A 21,949-nucleotide genomic window follows, 5' to 3' on the forward strand; every position below is an offset into this window, starting at 1 on the left:
TCAAGCCTCTCAGGGACGGGTGAGAGGGCGATGTTCATAACGGACACAAACAAGACGCTGGCCTGGTGCTTTCCTTTCAAGAGGGCTGGCGCTCAAAGCCGGGAAGTCGCGGATCCACAAATCTGCTACGACGCCTTGGCCAAGGCCACGGGCGGCACCTACCCGCTGGGGCAAGGTGGCCTCTGGCACGGCGGGGTGCATTTCGACAAAAACACCGCGGAGCTCCTCGACCAGAAAGCCGTGCGTTGCATTGCCGATGGCGAAGTCATTGCCTACCGCATCGATCAGGCCTATCCCACCGCCCCCAAGGCCAACGGCGAGCCGGCGACCTATTCAACGGGGTTCGTGCTGGTCAAGCATGACCTGAGCCTGCCTGGCGAGCCGCACAGCGCCATAGCCCCACTGCCGCCACCGTCGCTGACGTTCTACAGCCTTTATATGCATTTACTCAGTTGGGAGCGCTACCAGCGCGAGCCTGACAGAGCCAGGCCTGTGTTCTGGATAGGAGAGCCGCAAACCAAGGGGCAAGTGATCGTTCTCGACACCCCATTCGCCATCAAGTCCAGGGAATTGATCGGACATCCCGGCACTTTCAGCACACCCAGCCATGCGGATGGCGAAGGCCTGCTGCATCTGGAAATCTTCAGTTGCGACGATGCTCCCGCTTTTATCGACAAGAGCCGAGCCTATGCCGCTCGCCTTCCCGAGAGTGCAAGAGGCCTGGTAGGCATCAGCACAATCGCCAGCGCGCTGGCACCTCACACAGCGCAGATCAATGCCGCCAATCCACCGAAAATGGCCATGCGCAGCCTGCGGACGCTCCCGGGCCTGATCCTGCCACGGGCGGTCCTCGACAACCGGTCCAATGAACGCTGGATCGAGGAGAAAAAACGTATCCGGAAACTGTCCTGGTGGGCCGAGTTGGCGGGAAAACACGGGATCAATCCGAACGGGAAAGCCTGGCACTTCCATCCCATCGGATTATTGGCGAACTTTGTGGCCATCGAAGATGAAAACGACCTCAAGTGGCTCACGGTGGAGCGAGGACAACTGACATTTGATGTGGAGGGTAATGATATTGATGATCCGGCGCATCCGCTGCATATCTACTTCAGTCGCAAGGTGCATTGGCCGGGTGGAGCTTCGGGGATAACCATTGGTCGTGGGTATGATCTAGGGCAGAGAGAGAATGTCGAACTTGATCTGACTGCAGCGAATATCGATGAACCGCTGTATAGCTGGCTGATCGGGGCAAAAGGGCTTAAAGGTCAAGCGGCAAAAAACCACCTCAAGACTGCCAGCACAGAGATCAAGCGATTTACCATTTCCAGAAAGCAGCAGCACGATCTGTTTATACCCGTATATGAAAAAATGAAAAACGATGTCCTACGTATTTCAGCCCAAGAGTTCAACGTCTTCCATTATGGAGCATTAAAATGGAATTCTATAGACAAGAAAATTCAAGACTTGATAGTAGATTTAACCTACAGAGGAGACTACAGCACTCACTCCAGGCCGTTAATACAAAAGCACTTTGTAAACAATGACCTTTCAAAGCTGACAGGCATAATGAGCGATAGCTCAAACTGGCAAAATGTACCATCTGACCGTTTCAATAGACGAATAGGACATCTAACAAGGTAAACTTATGAAAAAAACAATATTTCTCCTACTTGCTTACACCGCCAATATAAGCGCGGAACAGATTAGCTACGAATCAATTTACGAGGTAAAGTCCGAACGCATTGGCAATATAGTTGCCCGGTATTTGATAAGCAGAAACAACTACCCCTGTTTAAATATAGAAACCCTGGACCCCGAAAAAAAATGGACAATCTCCTCAAGGAAACAATTCTGTAGTTTTGAGGAAAAATCCTTCATGACAGACTTTACTGACGCCAACTTCGAAAATATAGTATTTTCAGAGAAAGGATTACATGCAACGTTATCAATCACACGACTCAGGATCTCGGGCGAAGAACTATACGAATGTTTGGTTCCTATACAAGGGAATCACATAGGAAATCTCAACTGTAGTCGCCAGGAATAAGCATTCCAGGTACGTCCACATCCCAAAGCACACCTGGGTCTTCGACAGACACTTCTCGCACTTTGCCGCCCACAAACAAAGGCTTGGCTCCGCGATCCCCAGACAGCCCCATCAAGGCCGGCCCAAACGAGCGACCAAACCCAACCGGATGCCCATACTCGCCCTGAAAAATCGGCACACAGATGCCATCGTCTTCAGTTCTCTCCAGCACCTGTGCAACCGTCTGCGGCAGGATAAACGGCATATCCCCCAGCAACACCAGCCACCCTGCCTGATCGATCGTCGCCGCCACCGCGGCGGCGAGACTGTCGCCCATGCCCGTCGATTCGATCAGCAACACCCGACAGTCATACGCCCGCGCCAGGCCAATCACCTCGACCCGATCCGCCGTCGTCACCAACAAGCGGGTTCCAAGCCCCTGCGGCAACCCCAGCAGTACATGCTCCAACACTGCCCGCTCGACACCATCACGGCCAACACAACGCGCCAGCAACTTGTCCTGATCGGCCCCCGCCGCCTGTCGAAAACGACTGCCCTGCCCCGCCGCCAGGACAATGGCCGCAACAGAATTACTCACTGGCTGCCAACTCCGGCTTTTTCTGCCGCAACTCGACACCGTTCTTGATCGCCACGATTTCCGCCATCAGGGACAAAGCAATCTCCGCCGGCGTATGACTGCCGATATGCAAACCGATCGGGCCATGCAGACGAGCAATGGCATCCGCGGCCAAGCCGAGCATTGCCAGGTTGTCCCGGCGTTTCTGGCTGTTGACCCGCGAACCCAATGCACCGATGTAGAACGCCCGGGAATTCAATGCCGTGAGCAATGCCATATCGTCCAGTCGCGGATCGTGGGTCAGGGCGACGATGGCCGTACGCTCGTCGGTCTGGATATTCAGCACCGCCTCATCGGGCATACCCGGCACAAAACGCCCGTGCTGTTCTTCCCAGCCGTAGACGAACTCCTTGCGTGGATCGCAGATCAAGACTTCAAAATCCAGCAACCGGGCCATTTCCGCCACGTAGCGCGACAACTGACCGGCACCGATCAACAACAGGCGCCAACGTGGACCGTAGATCGCCCGCAAACGCTCACCGTCAAAACTCAAAGTGTCGGTTTTGCCCGCTTCGCTCAAGGTCACTGAGCCGCTGGCCAGGTTCAGCTCCCGGGCGACAATCTCATGGGCCTCGCAGCGCGCCAGCAACTGCGCGACCCAGGCCGGATCGCCGACCCGCTCCTCGGTCAGGCGCAAGGTGCCGCCACAAGGCAGGCCAAAACGCGCCGCCTCGTCACGGGTCACGCCATAGGTCACCAGTTGCACCGGCGGCCCATCTTCTGGCAAGCGGCCATCCTGCAAGCGGGCAATCAGATCGTCCTCAATACAGCCACCGGACACCGAGCCAATCACCACGCCATCCTCGCGCAGGGCCAACATCGCCCCCGGCGGACGTGGCGCGCTCCCCCAGGTCTGGACCACGCTGTACAGCACCACTCGCTGTCCCGCGCGGCGCCATTGCAGCACGCTGCGCAGGACATTCAGATCAACACTGTCCATCAGACTTTCACCTGGTTCCAGCCTTGCAGCTGGTAACGCACCGGCAGGTTACGGATGCGCTTGCCGGTGGCGGCAAAGATCGCATTGCACAGTGCCGGCGCAATCGGCGGCACGCCCGGCTCACCGACGCCGCCCAACGGCACCTCGCCCGGCGGCGTGACCAGATGCACCGCCACCTCCTTCGGCGCCAGGGACATGCGCGCCACTTCATACATATGGAAATTGTCCTGCTGCACCTTGCCCTCCTTGAAGCTGATCTCACCCAGCATCGCGTTGCCCAGGCCCATGACGCAAGCCCCTTCGAACTGCGAGCGAATCCGCTCCGGGTTGATCTGCGGGCCACAGTCCACGGCGATATCGGCCTTGTGCACGATCAGGCTGCCATCGTCCTTGACCTCCACCTCGATCACCGCCGCCACATAGGTGACGAAGCTGTAATGCACCGCCAGCCCCAGGCCGCGCCCTGGCGGCAACTTGCGGCCCCAGCCGGCGGCCTTGGTGGCGGTTTCCAGGACCGTGCGCATACGCCCGGTATCGATTGGATAACGCTCGGGGGATTCACCGTAGTTCCACTGCTCGCTCAGGGTTCGCGGATCGATCTGGCGATCCGGCCCCAGCAACTTGAGCTGATAAGCCAGTGGATCCTGGCCGGCTTTATGGGCCAGTTCGTCGACGAAACTCTGGATGGCGAAACCATGGGGGATGTTCGACACCGAACGGTACCAGCCGACCCGCGTATGCACCTTGGCCTCCGGGTTTTCCAGGCGCACGTTGGGAATGTTGTAGGCCATGTTGGTAAAGCCCATGCCCATTTCAAAGGCGCCCTCGTTGTTCATATTGGGCGCAAACAGTGCCGTGATACTCGGTGCCACGGTGCGATGCAGCCACCCGGATGGCGTGCCGTCCTTGTTCAGGCTGGCCCGCAGGTATTCCGCTGACACGGTATGGAAATACGAGTAATGGATATCGTCTTCGCGGGTCCACTGCACGCGCACCGCCTTGCCCGGCATTTCCTTGGCCAGGATGGCCGCCTCGATGATGTAGTCCGGCTTGGACTTGCGCCCGAAACCGCCACCGAGCAGGGTCACGTTGACGGTGACCTGGTCGAAGCCGATCCCCAGACGCTCGGCAATCCGCTCGCGGGTGACCTGAGGCGCCTGGGTGGGCGCCCAGGCTTCGCAGTGGCCGTCGTGGAAACGGGCAATGGCGACCATCGGCTCCATCGGCGACTGGGCCAGGTGCGGCAGGTAATAACCGGCTTCGAACTGGCTGTCGGCGCGCTTCAAGGCCTCTTCGACATTACCGGTATCGCGTACCACCTTGCCGGGCTGGCGCGCCGAAGCTTCCAGTTCCTGACGATAGGCAATCGAGTCATAACTGGCGTTGACGCCGTCATCCCAGGCGATCGTCAGCGCCTCGCGGCCCTTGATCGCCGCCCAGGTATTGCTGGCAATCACCGCCACACCGCCCAGCGGCTGGAACTCGGAAGGCAGCGGGCGGCTTTCGATTTCCACGACCTTGAGCACGCCCGGGACCTTCAGCGCGGCGGCGGCATCGAAGGATTTGAGCTTGCCGCCATACACCCGCGGACGAGCCACGGTGGCGTAGAGCGTGCCCTCGAAATGCACATCGGCACCGTACAACGCACGGCCGGTGACGATATCCGCCCCGTCGATGGCCCGGAACGCTTCCTTGCCGATATAGCGGAACGCCGACGCTGGCTTGAGCTTCAGGCTGTCACGGGCCGGAACGGCCAGTGCAGCGGCAGCCGCCGCCAGGGCCCCGTAACCGAGTTCACGCCCGCTCGGGCTGTGGATAACCTTGTGCAACTGCGCTCGGCACTCCGCCAGCGGAACGTTCCACTGCGCGGCCGCCGCCTGTTCAAGCATGCTCCGGGCCGCCGCGCCGCAACGCCGCATCGGTTCGTACCAATGGCGCATGCTGCGTGAACCGTCGGTGTCCTGGTTGCCGAAACGCACCTCGTCCCCCGGCGCCTGCCTGACCTTGACCAGGGCCCAGTCGGCCTCGAGCTCGTCGGCCACTACCATGCTCAGGCTGGTACGCACGCCCTGGCCCATCTCCGCGCGGTTGCAGATCACCGTCACGCTACCGTCGGCCTCGATGCTCACATAGACCTTGGGATCATCGACCCAGCCATTGGGCATATGATCGGCCCCGTATTTCTGCTCGCCTTCGGCAAAGGCCTCAGGCAGCCCCCAGGTCGCCGCCAGGACCAGCGCACCGGTGGCGCCGACGCCCTTGAGAAAGCCGCGCCGGCTGAAATTGCTCAGGGCGAAATCGTTCACGGACAGGTTCATGCCTTAGTCTCCCGCAGATGGGCCGCGGCCTGGTGAATGGCCGTCTTGATGCGGTTGTAGGTCCCGCAACGACAGATATTGCCAACCATGGCCTCTTCGATCTGGGCATCGCTGGGCTTTGGGTTGACCTTGAGCAAGGCCGTGGCCGACATGATTTGCCCGCCCTGGCAGAAGCCACACTGGGCTACCCCACCGTCCAGCCAGGCTTGCTGCAGCGCCTGACCGACCGGGTCGCTGTGCAGGTTGTCGATGGTACTGACGCTCTGCCCCGCCACGGAGCCGACGGGGGTGATGCAGGAGCGCACCGGCAAGCCATCGATGTGCACGGTACAGGCGCCGCACAGGCCCATGCCGCAGCCGAATTTGGTCCCGGTATAACCCGCCACGTCGCGGATCGCCCAGAGCAGCGGCATGTCCTCGGTGACGTCCAGTGGATGGTCTTGACCGTTGAGTTTCAGGGTAATCATGGGCACGCCCGCATAGTTCAAGGTTATGGGGTCGAGCCATCCGCCGTTGAATGCCACGGTTCGACACGGGGCGGATCGACTCAGGCTAAGGGGCTCTCTCATGAAGCGAACGCTTCATCGGGCCTTTCATGGGATCTGTTTTTACGCCGTTGGCCGGCGAAGGGAAAGCCGTATTCGGAAAAAAGCCAGGTGTACGCTGGATCGCTCTGAATCGGGCTTGTCCGTGATAACGGCGGTGAATGCCGCAGCGCTATCGCCGGCAAGCCGGCTCCTACAGGGTTTCGCGTACGACGACAGAATGCGGCGAAACACCGAGCGTTGACGATAGTGAATATGCCACCGCTATCGCTAAGAGCATAGCTTCAGTAGAGATTCGGCTCCATTTCCAGCTCAACGGAAAAGCGTTGCAAAATGTCGGCCTGAATCCGCCGCGCCAGCGCCAGCAATTGCAGGCCGCTCGCCGCGCCATAGTTGACCAGCACCAGCGACTGCAAGCGATGCACCCCTGCGTCTGCATCGCGAAAGCCCTTCCAGCCTGCCGCCTCGATCAGCCAACCCGCCGCCAGTTTCACCTGACCGTCAGCCTGTGGATAACTCACCAGGCCAGGATGCAGCGACTTCAGTTCGGCGGCCAATGCCGCTGAAACCAGCGGGTTCTTGAAAAAGCTGCCGGCATTGCCCAACACCGCCGGGTCCGGCAGTTTTTCGCTGCGAATGCTGCAAATCGCACGGCTCACATCCAGCGCGGTCGGCTGGTTGATTCCCTGCTCGGCCAGGCGCGTGGCCACAGGGCCGTAACCCAGGTGCAAATGCTCGACGCGACTCAAGGCAAAGCGCACCCGCAGAATCAACCAGCGCCCGGCGGCGTGCTTGAACAGGCTGTCGCGATAACCAAACTGGCACTCTTGCAGGGAAAACTCGCGCAGCTCGCCAGTTTCACGATCCAGGGCGGTCAGGCCCGCAAACACATCCTTGATCTCGACCCCGTAGGCACCGATGTTCTGCATCGGTGCGGCGCCGACGGTACCGGGAATCAGGCTGAGGTTTTCCAGACCCGACCAGCCCTGGGCCAGGGTCGACAGCACAAACGGATGCCAGGGTTCGCCGGCCTCGGCTTCGATCACGACATTGATGCCGTCATCGTGCAGCCGCCGAATCCCCCGGGTGCCCATGCGCAACACCAGTGCCTGGATATCCGCGGTCAACAGCAGGTTGCTGCCGCCACCGATCACCAGCAGCGGCAATTGCTGCTGCGCCGCATAGGCCAGGGCCTCATGGACATCGGCATCGCTATGGGCCTCGGCGAACCACTGCGCACGGACATCGACGCCAAAACTGTTGTAGGGTTTAAGGGACACCCCGGCTTGCACTTGCAGGGTCATAGACGCCCCTTGAGTTCGATCACCAACCGATCGCAGGCTTGTTCGATCAGGTGCAGCACCTGCTCGAAACCGTGTTCTTCGTCGTAATACGGGTCCGGCACTTCCTCGACCTCACCGTCATAACGGCGCAGGAACAGGTCCAGTTCGGCCTTGCCCTGGGGCGGTTGCAGTAACTTGAGGTTACGCAGATTGCTCTGGTCCATGGCCAGGACCAGGTCGTAGCGGTTGAAATCCGCCGCGCCGACCTGCCGGGCGCGCTGGGCCGACAGGTCATAGCCGCGCATCCGCGCCGCCCGCTGGCTGCGAGTGTCCGGCGGCTTGCCGACATGCCAGGGACCGGTGCCAGCGGAGGCCACCTCGATCTGCTCGGCCAAGCCGGCCTCACGCAATTTGTGCCGCAAGACACCTTCGGCCGTGGGCGAACGACAGATATTGCCCAGGCAGACAAACAGAACCCGCATCAAGCCTCCAGCAGACGACGAACGCGATCGAGGTCTTCCGCGGTATCGACGCCGGTAGGTGGCGCCTCCAGGGCATCGGCGACGTGAATCCGTACGCCGTGCCACAGCGCCCGCAGTTGCTCCAGGCGTTCGGTGGTTTCCAGCCAGCACGGGCCCCAACTGACGAAGTCATGCAGGAAGCCGGCGCGATAGGCGTAGATGCCGATATGACGGCGGAAAGGCACGCCTTGTGGCAGTTGCTCGCGACTGACGGCAAAGTCATCCCGCGCCCAGGGCAGGGTCGCCCGGCTGAAGGTCAGGGCCAGGCCATTGATGTCGCTGACCACCTTGACCACATTCGGGTTGAACAGGGCTTCCAGGTCATGGATCGGTTCGGCCAGGGTGGCCATGCGCGCTTCGTCATGGGCCGCCAGGTTGGCCGCGACCTGATCGATCACCGCCGGCGGAATCAGCGGTTCGTCGCCCTGGACATTGACGACAATGGCATCCGCCGCCAAGCCCAGCAAGGTGGCCACTTCGGCCAGCCGATCGGTGCCGGACTCGTGATCTTCGCGGGTCAGCAGCACTTCGGCACCAAAGGCCTGGCAGGCCTCGACGATACGCGCATCGTCGGTGGCCACTACCACCCGCTGGGCGCTGCTTTTGCACGCCTGTTCCCAAGTGTGCTGGATCATCGGTTTGCCGGCGATCAGTTGCAATGGCTTGGCCGGCAGGCGGGTGGAGGAAAAGCGCGCCGGAATGACAACGACGAACGGGGTGGTCATTTGTCCAGGCGCTCGTCGGTGCTCAGGGTCCGGGCTTCGCTTTCCAGCATCACCGGGATGCCGTCGCGGATCGGATAGGCCAGGCCCGCGCCCTTGCTGATCAGTTCGGTCTTGTCGGCGCTGAGCTTGAGGGGACCCTTGCAGATCGGGCAGGCGAGGATGTCGAGCAGTTTGGTGTCCATGAAGGTTCCCTGGATAAAAACGGGTTTAGGGCAAGAGTCGGTCGGGCAACAGGCGTAGCAGTTGGGTGTCGAACCAGGCCGTGAAAGCCTCGGACGGTAACGCATCCACCGCCAGGTACCACCAGTCGGGCGCCGCGAAGGCCCGGCATTTCACCGCATCTTTTTCGGTCATCACCAGTGGCAGCGTCGGTTCGAAGCTCAAGGTCCCGGCGCTGTACTCGGCATGGTCGGCAAAAGCATGGGGTACAGGCTGCCAGTGTAGCGTTTCGAGGGTGTTGAAGAAACGTTGTGGGTTGCCGATACCGGCGACCGCATGCACGACCTGTCCGCGGGGGAAATGATCGACGGGCTTGCGCTCGCCGGTCAGCAGGTTGACCAGCGCCGTCGGTTGCAGGCGAAAGGCGAAGCCGTTGTTACGGTCTTCGCTGGCGCCGTTGTAGAGCACCCCATCGACACTTTGCAGGCGTTCAATCGGTTCACGCAGCGGACCGGCGGGCAGGCAGCGGCCATTGCCCAGGCCGCGGGCGGCATCGATCAGCACCAGTTCCAGGTCGCGGGCCAGGCGGTAATGCTGCAGGCCATCATCGGACAGGATCAGGTCGAGTTTTTCCGTCGCCAGCAAGGCCCGGACCGCTCGACCGCGGTCCGGATCGATCATCAATGGCACGCCATTGCGCTGGACGATCAACAGCGGCTCGTCACCAACCAGCGCCGCCGCCTGGTCGGCCCGCACCCGCCAGGGCAACTGGGGCGGCTTGGCGCCATAGCCGCGACTGACCACGCCGACCCGCAGGCCGCGCTGCCGACAATGCTCGATCAGCCAGAGAATCATCGGTGTCTTGCCGGTGCCGCCGACGGTGATATTGCCCACCACGATCAACGGCACCGGCGGCTGGTAGATCGATCCCTCGCCCGCGACGAAACGCGCACGCTTGCCGTCGACCACCCGGCGATACAGCCACTCCAGCGGGCGCAGCAGGGCCAACGCCGGATGACCGTCATACCAGGCGGCGAGCAGGCGCTCGGAGAAGCTCATCAGGGGGCCGGCGCTGCTTCGACGGTGGTCATGCGCAAATGGCTGAAGCCCAGCTTGCCGGCCGCATCCATCGCCGTGATCACGGCCTGGTGCTGGGTCTTGCCGTCGGCGCTGATCGACAGCGGCAAACTGGTATCGCCGCCGGACTCTTTCTGCACCGCGTCCATCAGGCTGGCCAGGTCATTGCTCGGCAGGCGCTGGTTGTTCACCGTGTAGACACCCTCGGCACTGATGGCGATATCCAGTTGTTTGGGAATACGGTCCTCGGCTGGCGAGCCGCTGACCGCCTGCGGCAGGTCGACCCGCAGTTCGGTCTGGCGGGTAAAGGTGGTGGTGGTGACGAAAAACAGCAGCAGGACGAACACCACGTCGATCAACGACGTCACGTTGATATCCACGGGCTCCAGGGGCTTGCGGCGGAATTTCACGCTTTACCCTCTGGCATGTCGACGTCGCGATCGCCCTGCACCACCTCGACCAGCTTGATCGCTTCCTGCTCCATGCCCACCACCAGCTCATCGACCCGACGCAACAGGAAACGATGGAAGAACACCGCCGGAATCCCGACCATCAGGCCCGACGCCGTAGTGACCAGCGCCTTGGAAATCCCCCCGGCGAGCACGCTGGCATTGGCGGTCATGCCCGTACTCATGAACGAACTGAAAATATCGATCATGCCCAGCACCGTGCCCAGTAGCCCGAGCAAGGGCGACATGGCGGCAATGGTGCCGAGGGCGCTGAGGTAGCGTTCCAGTTCGTGGATGACCCGGGCGGCGGCTTCCTGAATACACTCTTTCATGATCTCGCGACCATGCTTGGAGTTCGCCAGGCCCGCGGCGAGGATCTCGCCCAGGGGGGAATCGGCGCGCAGTTGCTTGAGTTTTTCCTTGTCCAGTTGCTTGTCCTTGATCCAGCGCCAGACCTGCCCGAGCAGATGCTCCGGGGTCACGCGGCTGGCCCGCAGCGTCCACAGGCGCTCGGCGACGATGCCCGTTGCAGCAATGGAGCTCAAAATGATCGGCAGCATCATCCAGCCGCCGGACTTGACCAATTCCCACACAGTGACAGTCCCCTCGAAAAAGTGCGCCACTCTAACATAGGGGTTGCGCGGGCCGAAGATCGTGATGTCGCATGCCGGAGGACTTTAATAACCCAGGGTTATTGAACAACACCGGGCTATTGCCGCCAGAAGCGCCGCGCGGCTTGCAGGGCCCGCGGTTCGTCGAAACGACCCAGCAGCAAACGTAGCGCGCCCTGTTCCGCGCTGTCGAAAATGGCCATGTCCAAGGCTTTGTAACGCGCGATGACCTGCGGGTGGGGATGACCGAAGGCGTTACCGCGTCCACGGGAAATCAGCACGCCACGGGGGGACAAGCGTTGCAGGAAAACCACCGACGAGGAACTGCGGCTGCCGTGATGGGGGGCCTGCAGCCAGTCGCTACTGATCGCCAGTGGACTGTCGAGAAAGGCCCGCTCGGCCTCGACATCGATATCGCCGGTCAGCAGCAGACGCTCGCCATTGGCCTCGATCTGCAGGACGCAGGAAGATTGATTGCTGTCCCGGGCCTGAGGCCAGCGCCACAGGGTAAAACGCACGCCATCCCACTGCCAGTGCCGGCCGCTGACACAGGACTGGGCCCGCAACACCGCGGGCAAGCCCTCGGGGTCGCCGCCGAGCACTTCGCCCACCGGCAAGCCACGTCGTACGGCCAGGGCGCCGCCGGCATGATCGGCATCGGCATGGCTGAGCAGCAACGTATCGAGTTGCCGCACACCCAGCTTGCGCAAGGACGGCAGCACCACCCGTTCGCCCTGGTCAAACTCGCCAAAGCGCGGTCCGGCGTCGTACAACAGACTGTGTTGGCGGGTTCGGACAAGGATCGCCAGGCCCTGGCCGACATCCAGTTGCCAGACCTCGGCCTCGCCCGGCGCCACCTGCGCCGAAGGCGCAAACACCGCCAGCGCCGCCAATGGCCAACCCAGGGGCCGCAGGGGCAGACCAGCGGGCAGCAACAACAGCAGGATACCCAGGCCACTCAGCGCCCAGGCCCAGAACGGAACGGCCGCCGGTACCCAGGCCGGTACCTGTGCGGCCAGCCATTCAAGCCCTTGAAACAACCCGCCGAGCACGCCGCCGGCCAACCACAGCAGTCCCTCGCCCAGCCATGGCAAGGGCAACAGCAGCGTGCCGAGCAAAGCCAAGGGCAAGACCAGCAGACCGATCAAGGGGACGGCGAACCAGTTGGCCAGCGGCGCGCTGAGACTGACCGGCAGCCCCAGCAACAGCAATGCGGGAAACAAGCCGAGGGCGATCACCCATTGCGCGCGGGTCCAGCTCTGCCAGAAGCTCCAGGCGCCCAGTCGTCCACTGAAGGTGAAGATCAGCACCGCCACGGCGGCAAAGGACAACCAGAATCCCGCTTGCAGACTCACCAGCGGGTCGAACAACAGCACCAGGTTCAAGGCCGCCAGCAGCGGCACCAGCGCCCCCAGGTGGCGATAACGCAAACGCCACAGCAGCACCATGGCGAGCATCACACAGGCCCGGCGCACCGGTACGCCGAAACCGGCCAGCAGCGCATAGCCCAGCGCCGCCGCAAACGCCAGGGCGCACGCCCACGGCAGCCAGGGCAGGCGGCCCGGCCACAGACCATAACGCGCCAACCCGGCGATCAAAGCGTAGACCAGCCCCGCGAACAGGCCGATATGCTGGCCGGAAATCACCAGCAGATGCAGGGTGCCGGTGTCCTGTAGCACGCGCCAGGTCTGTGTCGACAGTCCCGAGCCGTCACCGAGCACCAACGCCACCAGGATTGCCGACTGCCCCTGGGTATCGACTTGCAGCAAACGCCGCCTGAGCGTATCGCGCCAGCCGCCGCTGGCAGGGGCTAGCAACTGCCCGTCCTTGATCGTGCCGGTGGCGCCGATGCCGCGAGCGAGCAACCAGGCCTCATAGTCGAACCCGGCGGGATTGAGCAAGCCATGCCCCCGTTTGAGCTGTACCGCCAGGCGCCAGCGCTCGCCACCGCGCAGATCCGGGCCACCGAACCAGGACACACGCAAACGAGCCGGCAACCGGGCTCGACGCGACGTCGCGCCCTCCAGCTCGAAGCGCACCACCTGTTCGTCACGTTGCGGCAAACCGACCACCCGGCCTTCCACCCACAGCGTCTGACCGTCCAGCGCTGTCGCCAGCCGATCATCCAGCCCCCGTTGTGCCTGGAAACAGGCCCAACTGAAGCCGAACAGAAACAACGCCAGGGGATAAGTGCGAAACGGCAGCAGCATCCAGCCGAGTACCGGCAGCACCAGCAGCAGCCCACCGGGCGGCAGTTGTGGCAGGAAACGCAAGGCCACAAGCCCCGCCGCCAGCGCCAACATCCCTGTGCGCATAACCCCCTCCTTGAACCCATTCAGTTCTCGGAATAGCCGGGTTACGCGGACGGTGCTTTATTTACTGTCACAAAATCTGAATCGGCCGCCCGTAAAATCCGGGCATACTGCCCGCCTGAATCGCCCGAGAAGCCTTATGCCGCGTCGCTTATTCAAACGCTACATGCCGGACCCGACCCGCATCAGGGAACATAAACACTTACGTTTTTTCGGTCCGCTGCTCCACGATCCGAACCTCTGGCACCTCAATCGGCACTCGGTGGCGCGGGCCATGGCGGTGGGTTTGTTTGCGGCCTTGATGCCGATGCCCTTGCAGATGCTGCTGGCGGCACTCCTGGCGATTCTCGTGCGCGGCAACCTGCCGATTGCCGTCAGCCTGGTGTGGCTGACCAATCCGCTGACGATTCCGCCGATTTTCTATTGTGCCTACCAACTCGGCGCCTGGTTGCTGCACGTGCCGCCCCGCAGCCTGCCCGACGAGTTGACCTGGGCCTGGATCAGCGGGCAGCTGTCGACGCTCTGGCAACCGCTGTTGCTCGGTTCGCTGGTATTGGGAGTGGCGCTGGGCGCCTTGGGTTATTACCTGACCATGAGCTACTGGCGCTGGTGGGTGGCCAGGCAATGGAAACGGCGCCTGGAACGGCGCCGTCATCCATGAAACCCGTTACTGGCGCATACCGCGGCCGCTGACCAGCAACCGCGCACAACCGATGTAGAGGGCCAGGGTCGCCACGACCATGAAAGTGATGGCCACGCTGATGCGGATGTCCGACACCCCGAGAATGCCGTAGCGGAAGGCGTTGACCATGTGCAGCACCGGGTTGGCCAGCGACACGGTCTGCCAGAACGGCGGCAGCAGGGTAATCGAGTAGAACACCCCGCCGAGGTAGGTCAGCGGCGTCAGCACGAAAGTCGGGATAATCGAGATATCGTCGAAGTTACGTGCAAAGACCGCGTTGATGAACCCCAGCAGCGAGAAGATCGTTGCCGTCAGTATCACCACCAGCAGGGTCACGCCCAGGTGATGGACCTGCAAATGGGTGAAGAACAGCGACAGCAGGGTCACGATAATCCCCACCATCAGCCCGCGCAGGACACCGCCGAGGGTGTAGCCGATCAGGATGGTATGCGGCGAGACCGGGGAAACCATCAACTCTTCGATGGAGCGTTGGAACTTGCTGCCGAAGAAGCTCGAGACCACGTTGCCGTAGGAGTTGGTGATCACCGACATCATGATCAGCCCCGGCACGATGTACTCCATGTAGGTGAAACCACCCATCCCGCCGATCTGCTTGCCGATCAGGTTACCGAAGATCACGAAGTACAGGACCATGGTAATGGCCGGCGGCAGCAGGGTCTGTGGCCAGATCCGGGTAAAACGCCGGACTTCGCGGTAAACGATGGTGTTGAGGGCGACCAGGTTGGGCTGCAGTTCCGAACTCATACCGCCACCTTCGACAGGTTTTTTTCCACCAGGGACACGAACAGCTCCTCCAGGCGATTGGTTTTGTTACGCAGGCTCAGAACTTCGACCTGCTGCGTGGCCAGTTGCCCAAACAACGCCGTGATCCCCGCCGCCTTGTCGACCTGGACTTCCAGGGTGCGACTGTCCAGCAGCTTGCTCGGATAACCGATCAACTGCGGCGCGTGCTGCAGATCGTTCTTCAGGTCCAGCAGGAACGTCTCCACATGCAGTTGGCTGAGCAACTGGCGCATGCTGGTGTTTTCGACGATGGTGCCGTGATCGATGATGCCGATATTGCGGCACAACTGCTCAGCCTCCTCCAGGTAATGGGTGGTGAGGATGATGGTGATGCCTTTCTGGTTCAGTTCGGTGAGGAAGGTCCACATCGAACGACGCAGTTCGATGTCGACCCCCGCGGTCGGCTCGTCGAGGATCAGCAGGCGCGGTTCATGCACCAACGCCCGGGCGATCATCAGCCGGCGCTTCATGCCGCCGGACAACGACCGCGATGGCACGTCGCGCTTGTCCCACAGGCCCAACTGGGTCAGATACTGCTCGGCGCGTTCCTTGGCGATTTTCGCCGGAATGCCGTAGTACCCGGCCTGGGTCACGACGATATCGAAGGTCTTCTCGAACTGGTTGAAGTTGAACTCCTGAGGCACCACGCCAATACAGCGCTTGAGTGCGGCGGGTTCGCGATCCAGGTCGTGACCGAACACCTTCACCGTACCGCCGCTCTTGTTCACCAGGGTCGAGAGAATGCCGATGGTCGTGGATTTGCCGGCACCGTTAGGACCGAGCAAGGCGAAAAAATCACCTTCGGCGACATCCAGATCGATACCACTCAGGGCCTGGAAACCGTTGCCGTAGGTTTTGGTTAGCTGCCGGATGGACAGAGCGGAACTCATATCGGATTCATGCACCAAGAAGGGAAGAAAGAACTAAATAAGGGCACGCCGTTTTGAATACAACAGCGGCGAACCGGCCTCATGTTGCTTGGGCTCGCCGCACAAGTACAGCAACCGACGTTAATAGTGGCTATTAAGTCAACGCGGTCATCACCGCACGCTGATAGGCCGGACGCTGCTTCAGGCGTTCGTACCAGGCACTCAAATGAGGCATCGGCGGGCGTTCGATGGGCATTTCGAACCAGGCATAAATAAAGCTGCCCAGGGGAATATCGCCCATGCCGATCTCATCACCCGACAGGTAGGGTTGCTCGGCCAGCGCCGCATCGGCCCGCTGCAGCAGGTCGGCGCAGATTTTCAACGAGGCGTTGATCGCAGCCCAATCCTGTTGTTCGACGGGGGTACGCAATACGCCCCAGAACACCCCGCGAAACGGTGTGGCAAAGGACGAGGTGGTCCAGTCCATCCACTTGTCCGCCTTGGCCCGCGCCTGCGGATCATTGGAGAACCAGTTGGAGCCGGCGGCATGCTTGGCGGTCAGGTAGCGCACGATGGCGTTCGATTCCCAAAGGACGAAATCACCGTCCTCGATCATCGGCACCAACTTGTTAGGGTTTTTCGCACGATATTCGGGAGTATCGACTACGCCGAACGCTCCTCCGGCATCCAGAGACTCGTAAGGCAGGCCAAGCTCCTCGGCACACCACAAAGCTTTTCTGACGTTCGATGAATTTTTCCTACCCCAGATCTTCAGCATGACAGCCTCTCTATGGATAAATGCCGACGCAGTCTACCCCTGAACAGCCCTGGCTCAAATCCTTGCACCTGCGGAAAGTAGCAGAGCGAATGAGGCCAGTCGCGACGCCAAGCATGACGAAGATGGGCGAACTCCACTCGCACGGGACGGTCACTATCGATAGCCTGCTTACTGTTCGAGCCGGTCGCCCGGGCCGTTGCACGTGCAAGCATCTGCCTACAGATTTGGACACACTGCCCCATGCCCTGTTTACCGGATGCCGACTAAGCTCTGGGAATGCCTTGGCGCTATCTTTATGGAGGATTGCATATGCTGTTGTTGTGGATATTGGTACTGGTGATCGGCGTCGCCTGGCTGGCACATCGCCGAATCGCTGCGCTTCCCGTCCTCGGCATAGTCGCCGTCTACCTCATCGCGATGGGCCGGTTCGGCCATGCACCGGGCACACTGATGCTGGTGCTGTGGGTGTTGCTGGCGGTTGTCGCGGCCGCGCTGCTGCTGCCCGATCAGCGACGCAAGCGGTTCAGCGCCCCGCTGTTCGCCTGGTTCCGTAAAGTCCTGCCGCCGATGTCCGAGACTGAACGCGATGCCATCGACGCCGGAACCGTCTGGTGGGATGGCGAGCTGTTCAGCGGACGTCCGGACTGGAACAAGCTGCTGGCCTATCCCAAGGCCCAGTTGAGCGAGGAAGAACAGGCGTTTATCGACGGTCCGACCGAGGCACTCTGCGCGATGGTCAGCGACTGGCAGATCGGCCAGGCCATGGACCTGCCGCCCGAGGCCTGGGCGCACATCAAGCAGCACGGCTTCTTTGCCCTGATCATTCCCAAGGAGTTCGGCGGCAAGGGCTTTTCTGCCTATGCCCACTCCCAGGTGGCGATGAAACTGGCGACCCGCAGCGGCGACCTCGCCTCCACCGTGATGGTGCCCAACTCGCTGGGCCCGGCGGAACTGTTGCTGCATTACGGTACCGACGAGCAACGCAATCATTACCTGCCACGCCTGGCCCGCGGCGACGATATTCCATGCTTTGCCCTGACCGGCCCGCTGGCCGGTTCCGACGCCGGTTCCATGCCGGACACCGGCGTTATCTGCAAGGGCCAATGGCAAGGCGAGGAAGTCCTCGGCCTGCGCCTGAACTGGGAAAAACGCTACATCACCCTGGGCCCGGTGGCGACCCTGCTGGGGCTGGCCTTCAAGGCCCATGACCCGGAGCACCTGCTCGGCGAGGAGGAAGATCTGGGCATCAGCCTCGCGCTGATTCCCACCGACACCCCGGGGGTCGAGATCGGCCGACGCCACCTGCCCCTGGGCGCCGCCTTCATGAACGGCCCGAACTCGGGCAAGGATGTGTTTATCCCGCTGTCGTTTCTGATCGGCGGCCAGGACATGCTCGGCAAAGGCTGGATGATGCTGATGAACTGCTTGTCGGTGGGCCGCTCGATCTCGCTGCCGGCAGTGGGCACGGGGGCGGCCAAGTTCACCAGCCTGGTGACCGGCCAGTACAGCCAGGTCCGCGAACAGTTCAACGTACCGCTGGCCGCCTTCGAGGGTATCCAGGAAGCCCTCGCCCGTATCGGCGGCAACGCCTGGCTGATGGACAGTGCGCGAATGCTCACGGCCAATGCCGTCGACCTCGGCGAGAAACCCTCGGTGCTCTCGGCGATTCTCAAATACCACCTGACCGAACGCGGTCGCGAGTGCATCGGCCACGCCATGGACGTGCACGGCGGCAAGGGCATCATCATGGGCCCGAACAACTACCTGGGCCGCAGTTGGCAGGGCGCGCCGATCTTCATCACCGTGGAAGGAGCGAACATCCTGTCGCGCAACCTGATGATCTTCGGCCAGGGCGCGATTCGCTGCCACCCCTTCGTCCTCAAGGAAATGGCCCTGGCTGCCCGCGAGGATCACGAGCAGGCACTGGTGGAATTCGACAAGCTGTTGCTCGATCACATCGGCTTTGCCATCAGCAACGCCGCCAGCACCCTGGTCCTGAATCTCGGGCTAGGACATTTCGAGGCGGCGCCGGGCAATCGTCTGAGCCAGGGCTATTTCCGCGCGCTGAACCGCCAGGCGGCGGCGTTCGCCCTGCTGGCGGACCTGTGCATGATGCTGCTGGGCGGCGAACTGAAGCGTCGCGAACGGCTGTCGGCCCGCCTGGGGGATGTACTCAGCCATCTGTACCTGGCGTCGGCGGCGCTCAAGCGTTATCACGACCTGGGCTCCCCGGAATACCTGCAGCCACTGCTCACCTGGGCCATGGAAGAAAGCCTCGGGCACTCGGAACGGGCCCTCGACGAATTGTTGAAAAACTTCCCGAACCGCGTGCTTGGCTGTCTGTTGCGCGCGGTGGTATTTCCGTTCGGTCGTCGGCACACCGGCCCTTCCGACGAACTGGATGCCGAAGTCGCCGCCGTGCTCGGTCGGGCCAAGGGCGACCCGGCGCTGGAAGCCGTGCTCGAAGGCTGTTACCGCCCGCAATCGGCAAGCGATCCGGTTGGAGCCCTGCAACACGCCTACGACCTGTTGAGTGCCAGTCACGAGCTACAGAAAAAACTGCACAGCGCACTCAAGAGCGGCCAGGTCAAGCCGCGTGCCGAGGAGTCGGCTATCGATGCGGCCCTGGAGGCCGGCGTGTTGCAACCCGCCGAAGCCGAAACCCTGCGCCAGGCAGAAGCCGCCCGGCGCAAGGTCATCGACGTGGATGACTTCAGCAAGGAACAACTGCGCCCAGGCAAAGGCAAGGTTCGCTAGGGTCCGAGCGCCGGCAGGTCGGCTGGGTATATAGCCTGACACGACAACGGGCGCCGAGAGCCTTATACTCTCGCGCCCGTTTTACCCTTGAGGACCCCTGTCATGTCCAACCTCGTTGCCGATCACCTGGTCCTGCTCGACCACCTGCGCAGCATTCTGGTCGCCGTCGGCGAAGCCGAGCAGGTCCCCGAAGAAAGTCACGCGCTGTTCCTCGAACGTTTCGATGAGTTGCGTGCACAGCTGCCGGTCGAGCCGGTGGAAAGCCAGTACCTGGGCCAAGACCTGCTGTGCCAGGTAATCCTGCGCTATCCGCAAATTGCCCATCTGGTGCCACGCGACCTGCTGTGGTTCTTTGGCGGCGACTGCCTGCATTACATGCCGGATGACGAGCTGGAGCTGTACCAGGCGCTGGAAGAGCGCCGTTATGAAGCCGAACAGAACGACGAGCCGTTCGACTGGAATCAGGAAAAGCAGTTGCTGGCGCTCTCGACCCAGGACAGCAAGCACTGATACGCACCGCTCGCCCAGGCTGGATGCGGCCCTTGTGGGAGCTGGCTTGCCGGCGATGAAGCCCTTGAAACAGGCATCGCCTGTCCGGCCGCCATTGCCAGCATGCCGGCGCCTACAACGCTTTGCGCAACGTCGGCTCCCGGGCCAGGCGCTCCACCAGGTAGTCGATAAACACCCGCAACTTTGGCGACAGGTAGGGCGTCGGCGTATACAGCAGCCAAAGGCCGCCGTGATAGGACGCCAGAAACGTCCAGGCGGGTAGCACCTGGACAATCAAGCCCTGCTCCAGCGCATGCCGCGCCGTGAAATACGGCAGGCTGCCAATGCCGATATGCTGCAGCACCGCATCCAGCCGTACACCGGTGTGATTAGCCGCATAACGCCCGCGCACCCCGACGGTCACCGACTTGCTGCCCTGCCTGAACTTCCAGCGCGCGTCGTTGGGTGTGTCCCCCAGATAGATGCAACTGTGCTCCAGCAGGTCATGGGGATGCTGCGGCGTGCCGTGCTCGGCCAGATACTGCGGGGTCGCACAGAGCAGATGCTCGATGGGCATCAACTGGCGTCCCACCAGCCCGACCGGTGGATGGTCGGTGATGCGCAGGATCAGGTCGACATTGTCCTCGATCAGGTCCACCGGCCGATCCTCGAGAATCATCTGTACATCCACCTGCGGATAACGCCGCAGAAACTCCGGCATATGCGGATGCACGACAAAACGCCCCACCGCCTTCGGCACGCTCACCCGCACCAGTCCCCGGGCCTCATGGGTGTACTGACCGCTGATCTCCATCACCGAACGGGCTGCGCTGACCATTTCCCGGCAACGTTTGAAGGTCTCCTCGCCACTGTCGCTCAGGCGCAATTTGCGTGTGGTGCGTTGCAGCAGCCGGGTCGCCAAGGCCTTTTCCAAGCGGGAAATCGAGCGACTCACCGCTGAAGGCGAGGAACCGAGCTGGCGTGCGGCTTCGGAGAAGCTGCCGGTCTCGACCACCTTGACGAAAATCGCCATTTCACTCAGCAACGCCAGGGGCGGATTTATGCTCATGACGCACAGGTCCATTGAGATTTGATCGGATTATCACAGGCTAGCAGCCTTTTTATACTGGCGACACACCCACCCGATCCGAACCGGCATCCGATCATTTCCCCCTGGAACCATCATGAATCCCCAGTACCTGAACGAATTTATCGCCCTGGCAGGCATCCACTTTCTCGCCGTGGTCGCCCCCGGCCCGGATTTCGCCGTGACCATCCGCCAGAGCGTGCGCTTCGGCCGGCTGATCGGCGCGATCACCGCCCTCGGCATCGGCGCCGGGATCTCGGTGCACGTGCTCTACACCCTGCTCGGCGTCGGCGCCTTGATGCACAGCGCGCCCTGGTTGCTGAACGTGGCCAAGGTGATCGGCGGCGGCTACATCCTCTACCTGGGTATCAACCTGCTGCGCAGCAAAGCCCAAGCGGCGCGCGCGGATTTCGATCAAGCCGCCGACGAGCTCCCGCGGCAGAGCCTGACCAAGGCCTTTATGGTGGGCTTCCTGACCAACGCCACCAACCCCAAGGCCACGCTGTTCTTCCTGGCGATCTTCACCACCGTGGTCAGCGCCTCGACGCCAATGAAGATCCAGGCGCTGTATGGCCTGTGGATGTGCAGCGTCAACGCACTGTGGTTCATCCTGGTCAGCCTGCTGTTTTCCAGCGAACGGATCCGCCAGGCGTTCCTGAAGATGGGCCACTGGTTCGAACGCACCATGGGCGTGGTACTGATTCTGTTTGCGGGGAGGCTGATGCTATCTTTATAAGAAGCCTGAAAAATCACGCGCAAACAAAAACGCCGCTCATTGCTGAGCGGCGTTTTTGTTGAATATGGAGCGGGAAACGAGACTCGAACTCGCGACCCCGACCTTGGCAAGGTCGTGCTCTACCAACTGAGCTATTCCCGC

21 protein-coding genes and 1 tRNA gene are annotated in these 21,949 nt (G+C 61.8%); 5 read left to right on the plus strand and 17 right to left on the minus strand.

The window, feature by feature from the left end; all coding sequences use genetic code 11:
- Positions 1-30: 30 nt before the first annotated feature.
- The gene (locus AC07VG_RS32730; protein WP_495022502.1) at positions 31-1,644 is read left to right on the plus strand and encodes a pesticin C-terminus-like muramidase; all 1,614 of its coding nucleotides are present in this window, start codon (positions 31-33) and stop codon (positions 1,642-1,644) included.
- A 383-nt stretch (positions 1,645-2,027) separates the two neighbouring features.
- On the opposite strand, the gene AC07VG_RS32735 is transcribed toward AC07VG_RS32730, so the two are convergent.
- The 12 genes from AC07VG_RS32735 to AC07VG_RS32790 form a co-directional block, all read right to left on the minus strand.
- Positions 2,028-2,627, minus strand: coding sequence for a nucleotidyltransferase family protein (locus tag AC07VG_RS32735; RefSeq protein WP_495003847.1), 600 nt, complete (start codon positions 2,625-2,627; stop codon positions 2,028-2,030).
- Complete coding sequence (locus tag AC07VG_RS32740) at positions 2,620-3,606, minus strand: XdhC family protein (protein ID WP_495003846.1); 987 nt, start codon at positions 3,604-3,606, stop codon at positions 2,620-2,622. Before AC07VG_RS32740 ends, AC07VG_RS32735 begins: the two co-directional genes overlap by 8 nt.
- Entirely contained in the window at positions 3,606-5,924 is a 2,319-nt protein-coding gene (locus tag AC07VG_RS32745; protein ID WP_495022503.1) for a xanthine dehydrogenase family protein molybdopterin-binding subunit, read from the minus strand. Before AC07VG_RS32745 ends, AC07VG_RS32740 begins: the two co-directional genes overlap by 1 nt.
- Positions 5,921-6,391, minus strand: a complete 471-nt coding sequence (locus tag AC07VG_RS32750) for a (2Fe-2S)-binding protein (protein ID WP_495003844.1) — start codon at positions 6,389-6,391, stop codon at positions 5,921-5,923. The genes AC07VG_RS32745 and AC07VG_RS32750 overlap by 4 nt, the downstream gene beginning before the upstream one ends.
- A gap of 362 nt (positions 6,392-6,753) precedes the next feature.
- Positions 6,754-7,773 (minus strand): UDP-N-acetylmuramate dehydrogenase, encoded by a 1,020-nt coding sequence (gene murB / locus AC07VG_RS32755; RefSeq protein WP_495003843.1) that lies wholly within the window; start codon positions 7,771-7,773, stop codon positions 6,754-6,756.
- Positions 7,770-8,234 (minus strand): low molecular weight protein-tyrosine-phosphatase, encoded by a 465-nt coding sequence (locus AC07VG_RS32760; RefSeq protein ID WP_495003842.1) that lies wholly within the window; start codon positions 8,232-8,234, stop codon positions 7,770-7,772. The genes murB and AC07VG_RS32760 overlap by 4 nt, the downstream gene beginning before the upstream one ends.
- On the minus strand, positions 8,234-8,998 hold the full coding sequence (kdsB, locus tag AC07VG_RS32765) for a 3-deoxy-manno-octulosonate cytidylyltransferase (protein WP_495003841.1): 765 nt from the start codon (positions 8,996-8,998) through the stop codon (positions 8,234-8,236). Before kdsB ends, AC07VG_RS32760 begins: the two co-directional genes overlap by 1 nt.
- Positions 8,995-9,180 (minus strand): Trm112 family protein, encoded by a 186-nt coding sequence (locus tag AC07VG_RS32770; RefSeq protein ID WP_007931663.1) that lies wholly within the window; start codon positions 9,178-9,180, stop codon positions 8,995-8,997. The genes kdsB and AC07VG_RS32770 overlap by 4 nt, the downstream gene beginning before the upstream one ends.
- Positions 9,181-9,205: 25 nt before the next feature.
- Positions 9,206-10,216: a tetraacyldisaccharide 4'-kinase gene (gene lpxK / locus AC07VG_RS32775; protein ID WP_495003840.1), complete on the minus strand. Its 1,011-nt coding sequence runs from the start codon at positions 10,214-10,216 to the stop codon at positions 9,206-9,208.
- On the minus strand, positions 10,216-10,644 hold the full coding sequence (locus AC07VG_RS32780; protein WP_495003839.1) for an ExbD/TolR family protein: 429 nt from the start codon (positions 10,642-10,644) through the stop codon (positions 10,216-10,218). The genes lpxK and AC07VG_RS32780 overlap by 1 nt, the downstream gene beginning before the upstream one ends.
- The gene (locus AC07VG_RS32785) at positions 10,641-11,276 is read right to left on the minus strand and encodes a MotA/TolQ/ExbB proton channel family protein (protein WP_495003838.1); all 636 of its coding nucleotides are present in this window, start codon (positions 11,274-11,276) and stop codon (positions 10,641-10,643) included. Before AC07VG_RS32785 ends, AC07VG_RS32780 begins: the two co-directional genes overlap by 4 nt.
- A gap of 116 nt (positions 11,277-11,392) precedes the next feature.
- Positions 11,393-13,609, minus strand: coding sequence for a DNA internalization-related competence protein ComEC/Rec2 (locus tag AC07VG_RS32790; RefSeq protein ID WP_495003837.1), 2,217 nt, complete (start codon positions 13,607-13,609; stop codon positions 11,393-11,395).
- A 136-nt stretch (positions 13,610-13,745) separates the two neighbouring features.
- Here AC07VG_RS32790 and AC07VG_RS32795 point away from each other — a divergent pair, with 136 nt between their 5' ends.
- Positions 13,746-14,267, plus strand: a complete 522-nt coding sequence (locus tag AC07VG_RS32795; RefSeq protein WP_495003836.1) for a DUF2062 domain-containing protein — start codon at positions 13,746-13,748, stop codon at positions 14,265-14,267.
- Positions 14,268-14,273: 6 nt separating this feature from the next.
- Here AC07VG_RS32795 and AC07VG_RS32800 read toward each other — a convergent pair whose 3' ends face one another.
- The 3 genes from AC07VG_RS32800 to AC07VG_RS32810 all read right to left on the minus strand — a co-directional run bounded on the left by AC07VG_RS32800 (position 14,274) and on the right by AC07VG_RS32810 (position 16,739).
- Positions 14,274-15,053: an ABC transporter permease gene (locus AC07VG_RS32800; protein ID WP_442438809.1), complete on the minus strand. Its 780-nt coding sequence runs from the start codon at positions 15,051-15,053 to the stop codon at positions 14,274-14,276.
- Positions 15,050-15,982 (minus strand): ABC transporter ATP-binding protein, encoded by a 933-nt coding sequence (locus tag AC07VG_RS32805; protein WP_495003835.1) that lies wholly within the window; start codon positions 15,980-15,982, stop codon positions 15,050-15,052. Before AC07VG_RS32805 ends, AC07VG_RS32800 begins: the two co-directional genes overlap by 4 nt.
- Before the next feature lie 133 nt (positions 15,983-16,115).
- Positions 16,116-16,739: a glutathione S-transferase gene (locus AC07VG_RS32810; RefSeq protein WP_495003834.1), complete on the minus strand. Its 624-nt coding sequence runs from the start codon at positions 16,737-16,739 to the stop codon at positions 16,116-16,118.
- Positions 16,740-17,048: 309 nt separating this feature from the next.
- On the opposite strand from AC07VG_RS32810, the gene AC07VG_RS32815 reads away from it, so the two are divergent.
- Both AC07VG_RS32815 and AC07VG_RS32820 read left to right on the plus strand, forming a co-directional pair.
- Positions 17,049-19,496, plus strand: a complete 2,448-nt coding sequence (locus AC07VG_RS32815; RefSeq protein ID WP_495022504.1) for an acyl-CoA dehydrogenase — start codon at positions 17,049-17,051, stop codon at positions 19,494-19,496.
- Positions 19,497-19,598: 102 nt separating this feature from the next.
- The gene (locus AC07VG_RS32820; RefSeq protein WP_100940784.1) at positions 19,599-20,006 is read left to right on the plus strand and encodes a PA2817 family protein; all 408 of its coding nucleotides are present in this window, start codon (positions 19,599-19,601) and stop codon (positions 20,004-20,006) included.
- Positions 20,007-20,118: 112 nt separating this feature from the next.
- Here AC07VG_RS32820 and AC07VG_RS32825 read toward each other — a convergent pair whose 3' ends face one another.
- The gene (locus AC07VG_RS32825) at positions 20,119-21,054 is read right to left on the minus strand and encodes a LysR family transcriptional regulator (protein ID WP_495003832.1); all 936 of its coding nucleotides are present in this window, start codon (positions 21,052-21,054) and stop codon (positions 20,119-20,121) included.
- Positions 21,055-21,169: 115 nt separating this feature from the next.
- Between AC07VG_RS32825 and AC07VG_RS32830 the strand changes: the two genes are divergently transcribed.
- On the plus strand, positions 21,170-21,808 hold the full coding sequence (locus AC07VG_RS32830) for a LysE family translocator (protein ID WP_495003831.1): 639 nt from the start codon (positions 21,170-21,172) through the stop codon (positions 21,806-21,808).
- A 65-nt stretch (positions 21,809-21,873) separates the two neighbouring features.
- Here the strand turns inward: AC07VG_RS32830 and AC07VG_RS32835 are convergent.
- Positions 21,874-21,949, minus strand: a tRNA-Gly gene (locus AC07VG_RS32835).

The sequence above is a fragment of the Pseudomonas sp. GW821-FHT03C07 genome (assembly GCF_059420925.1).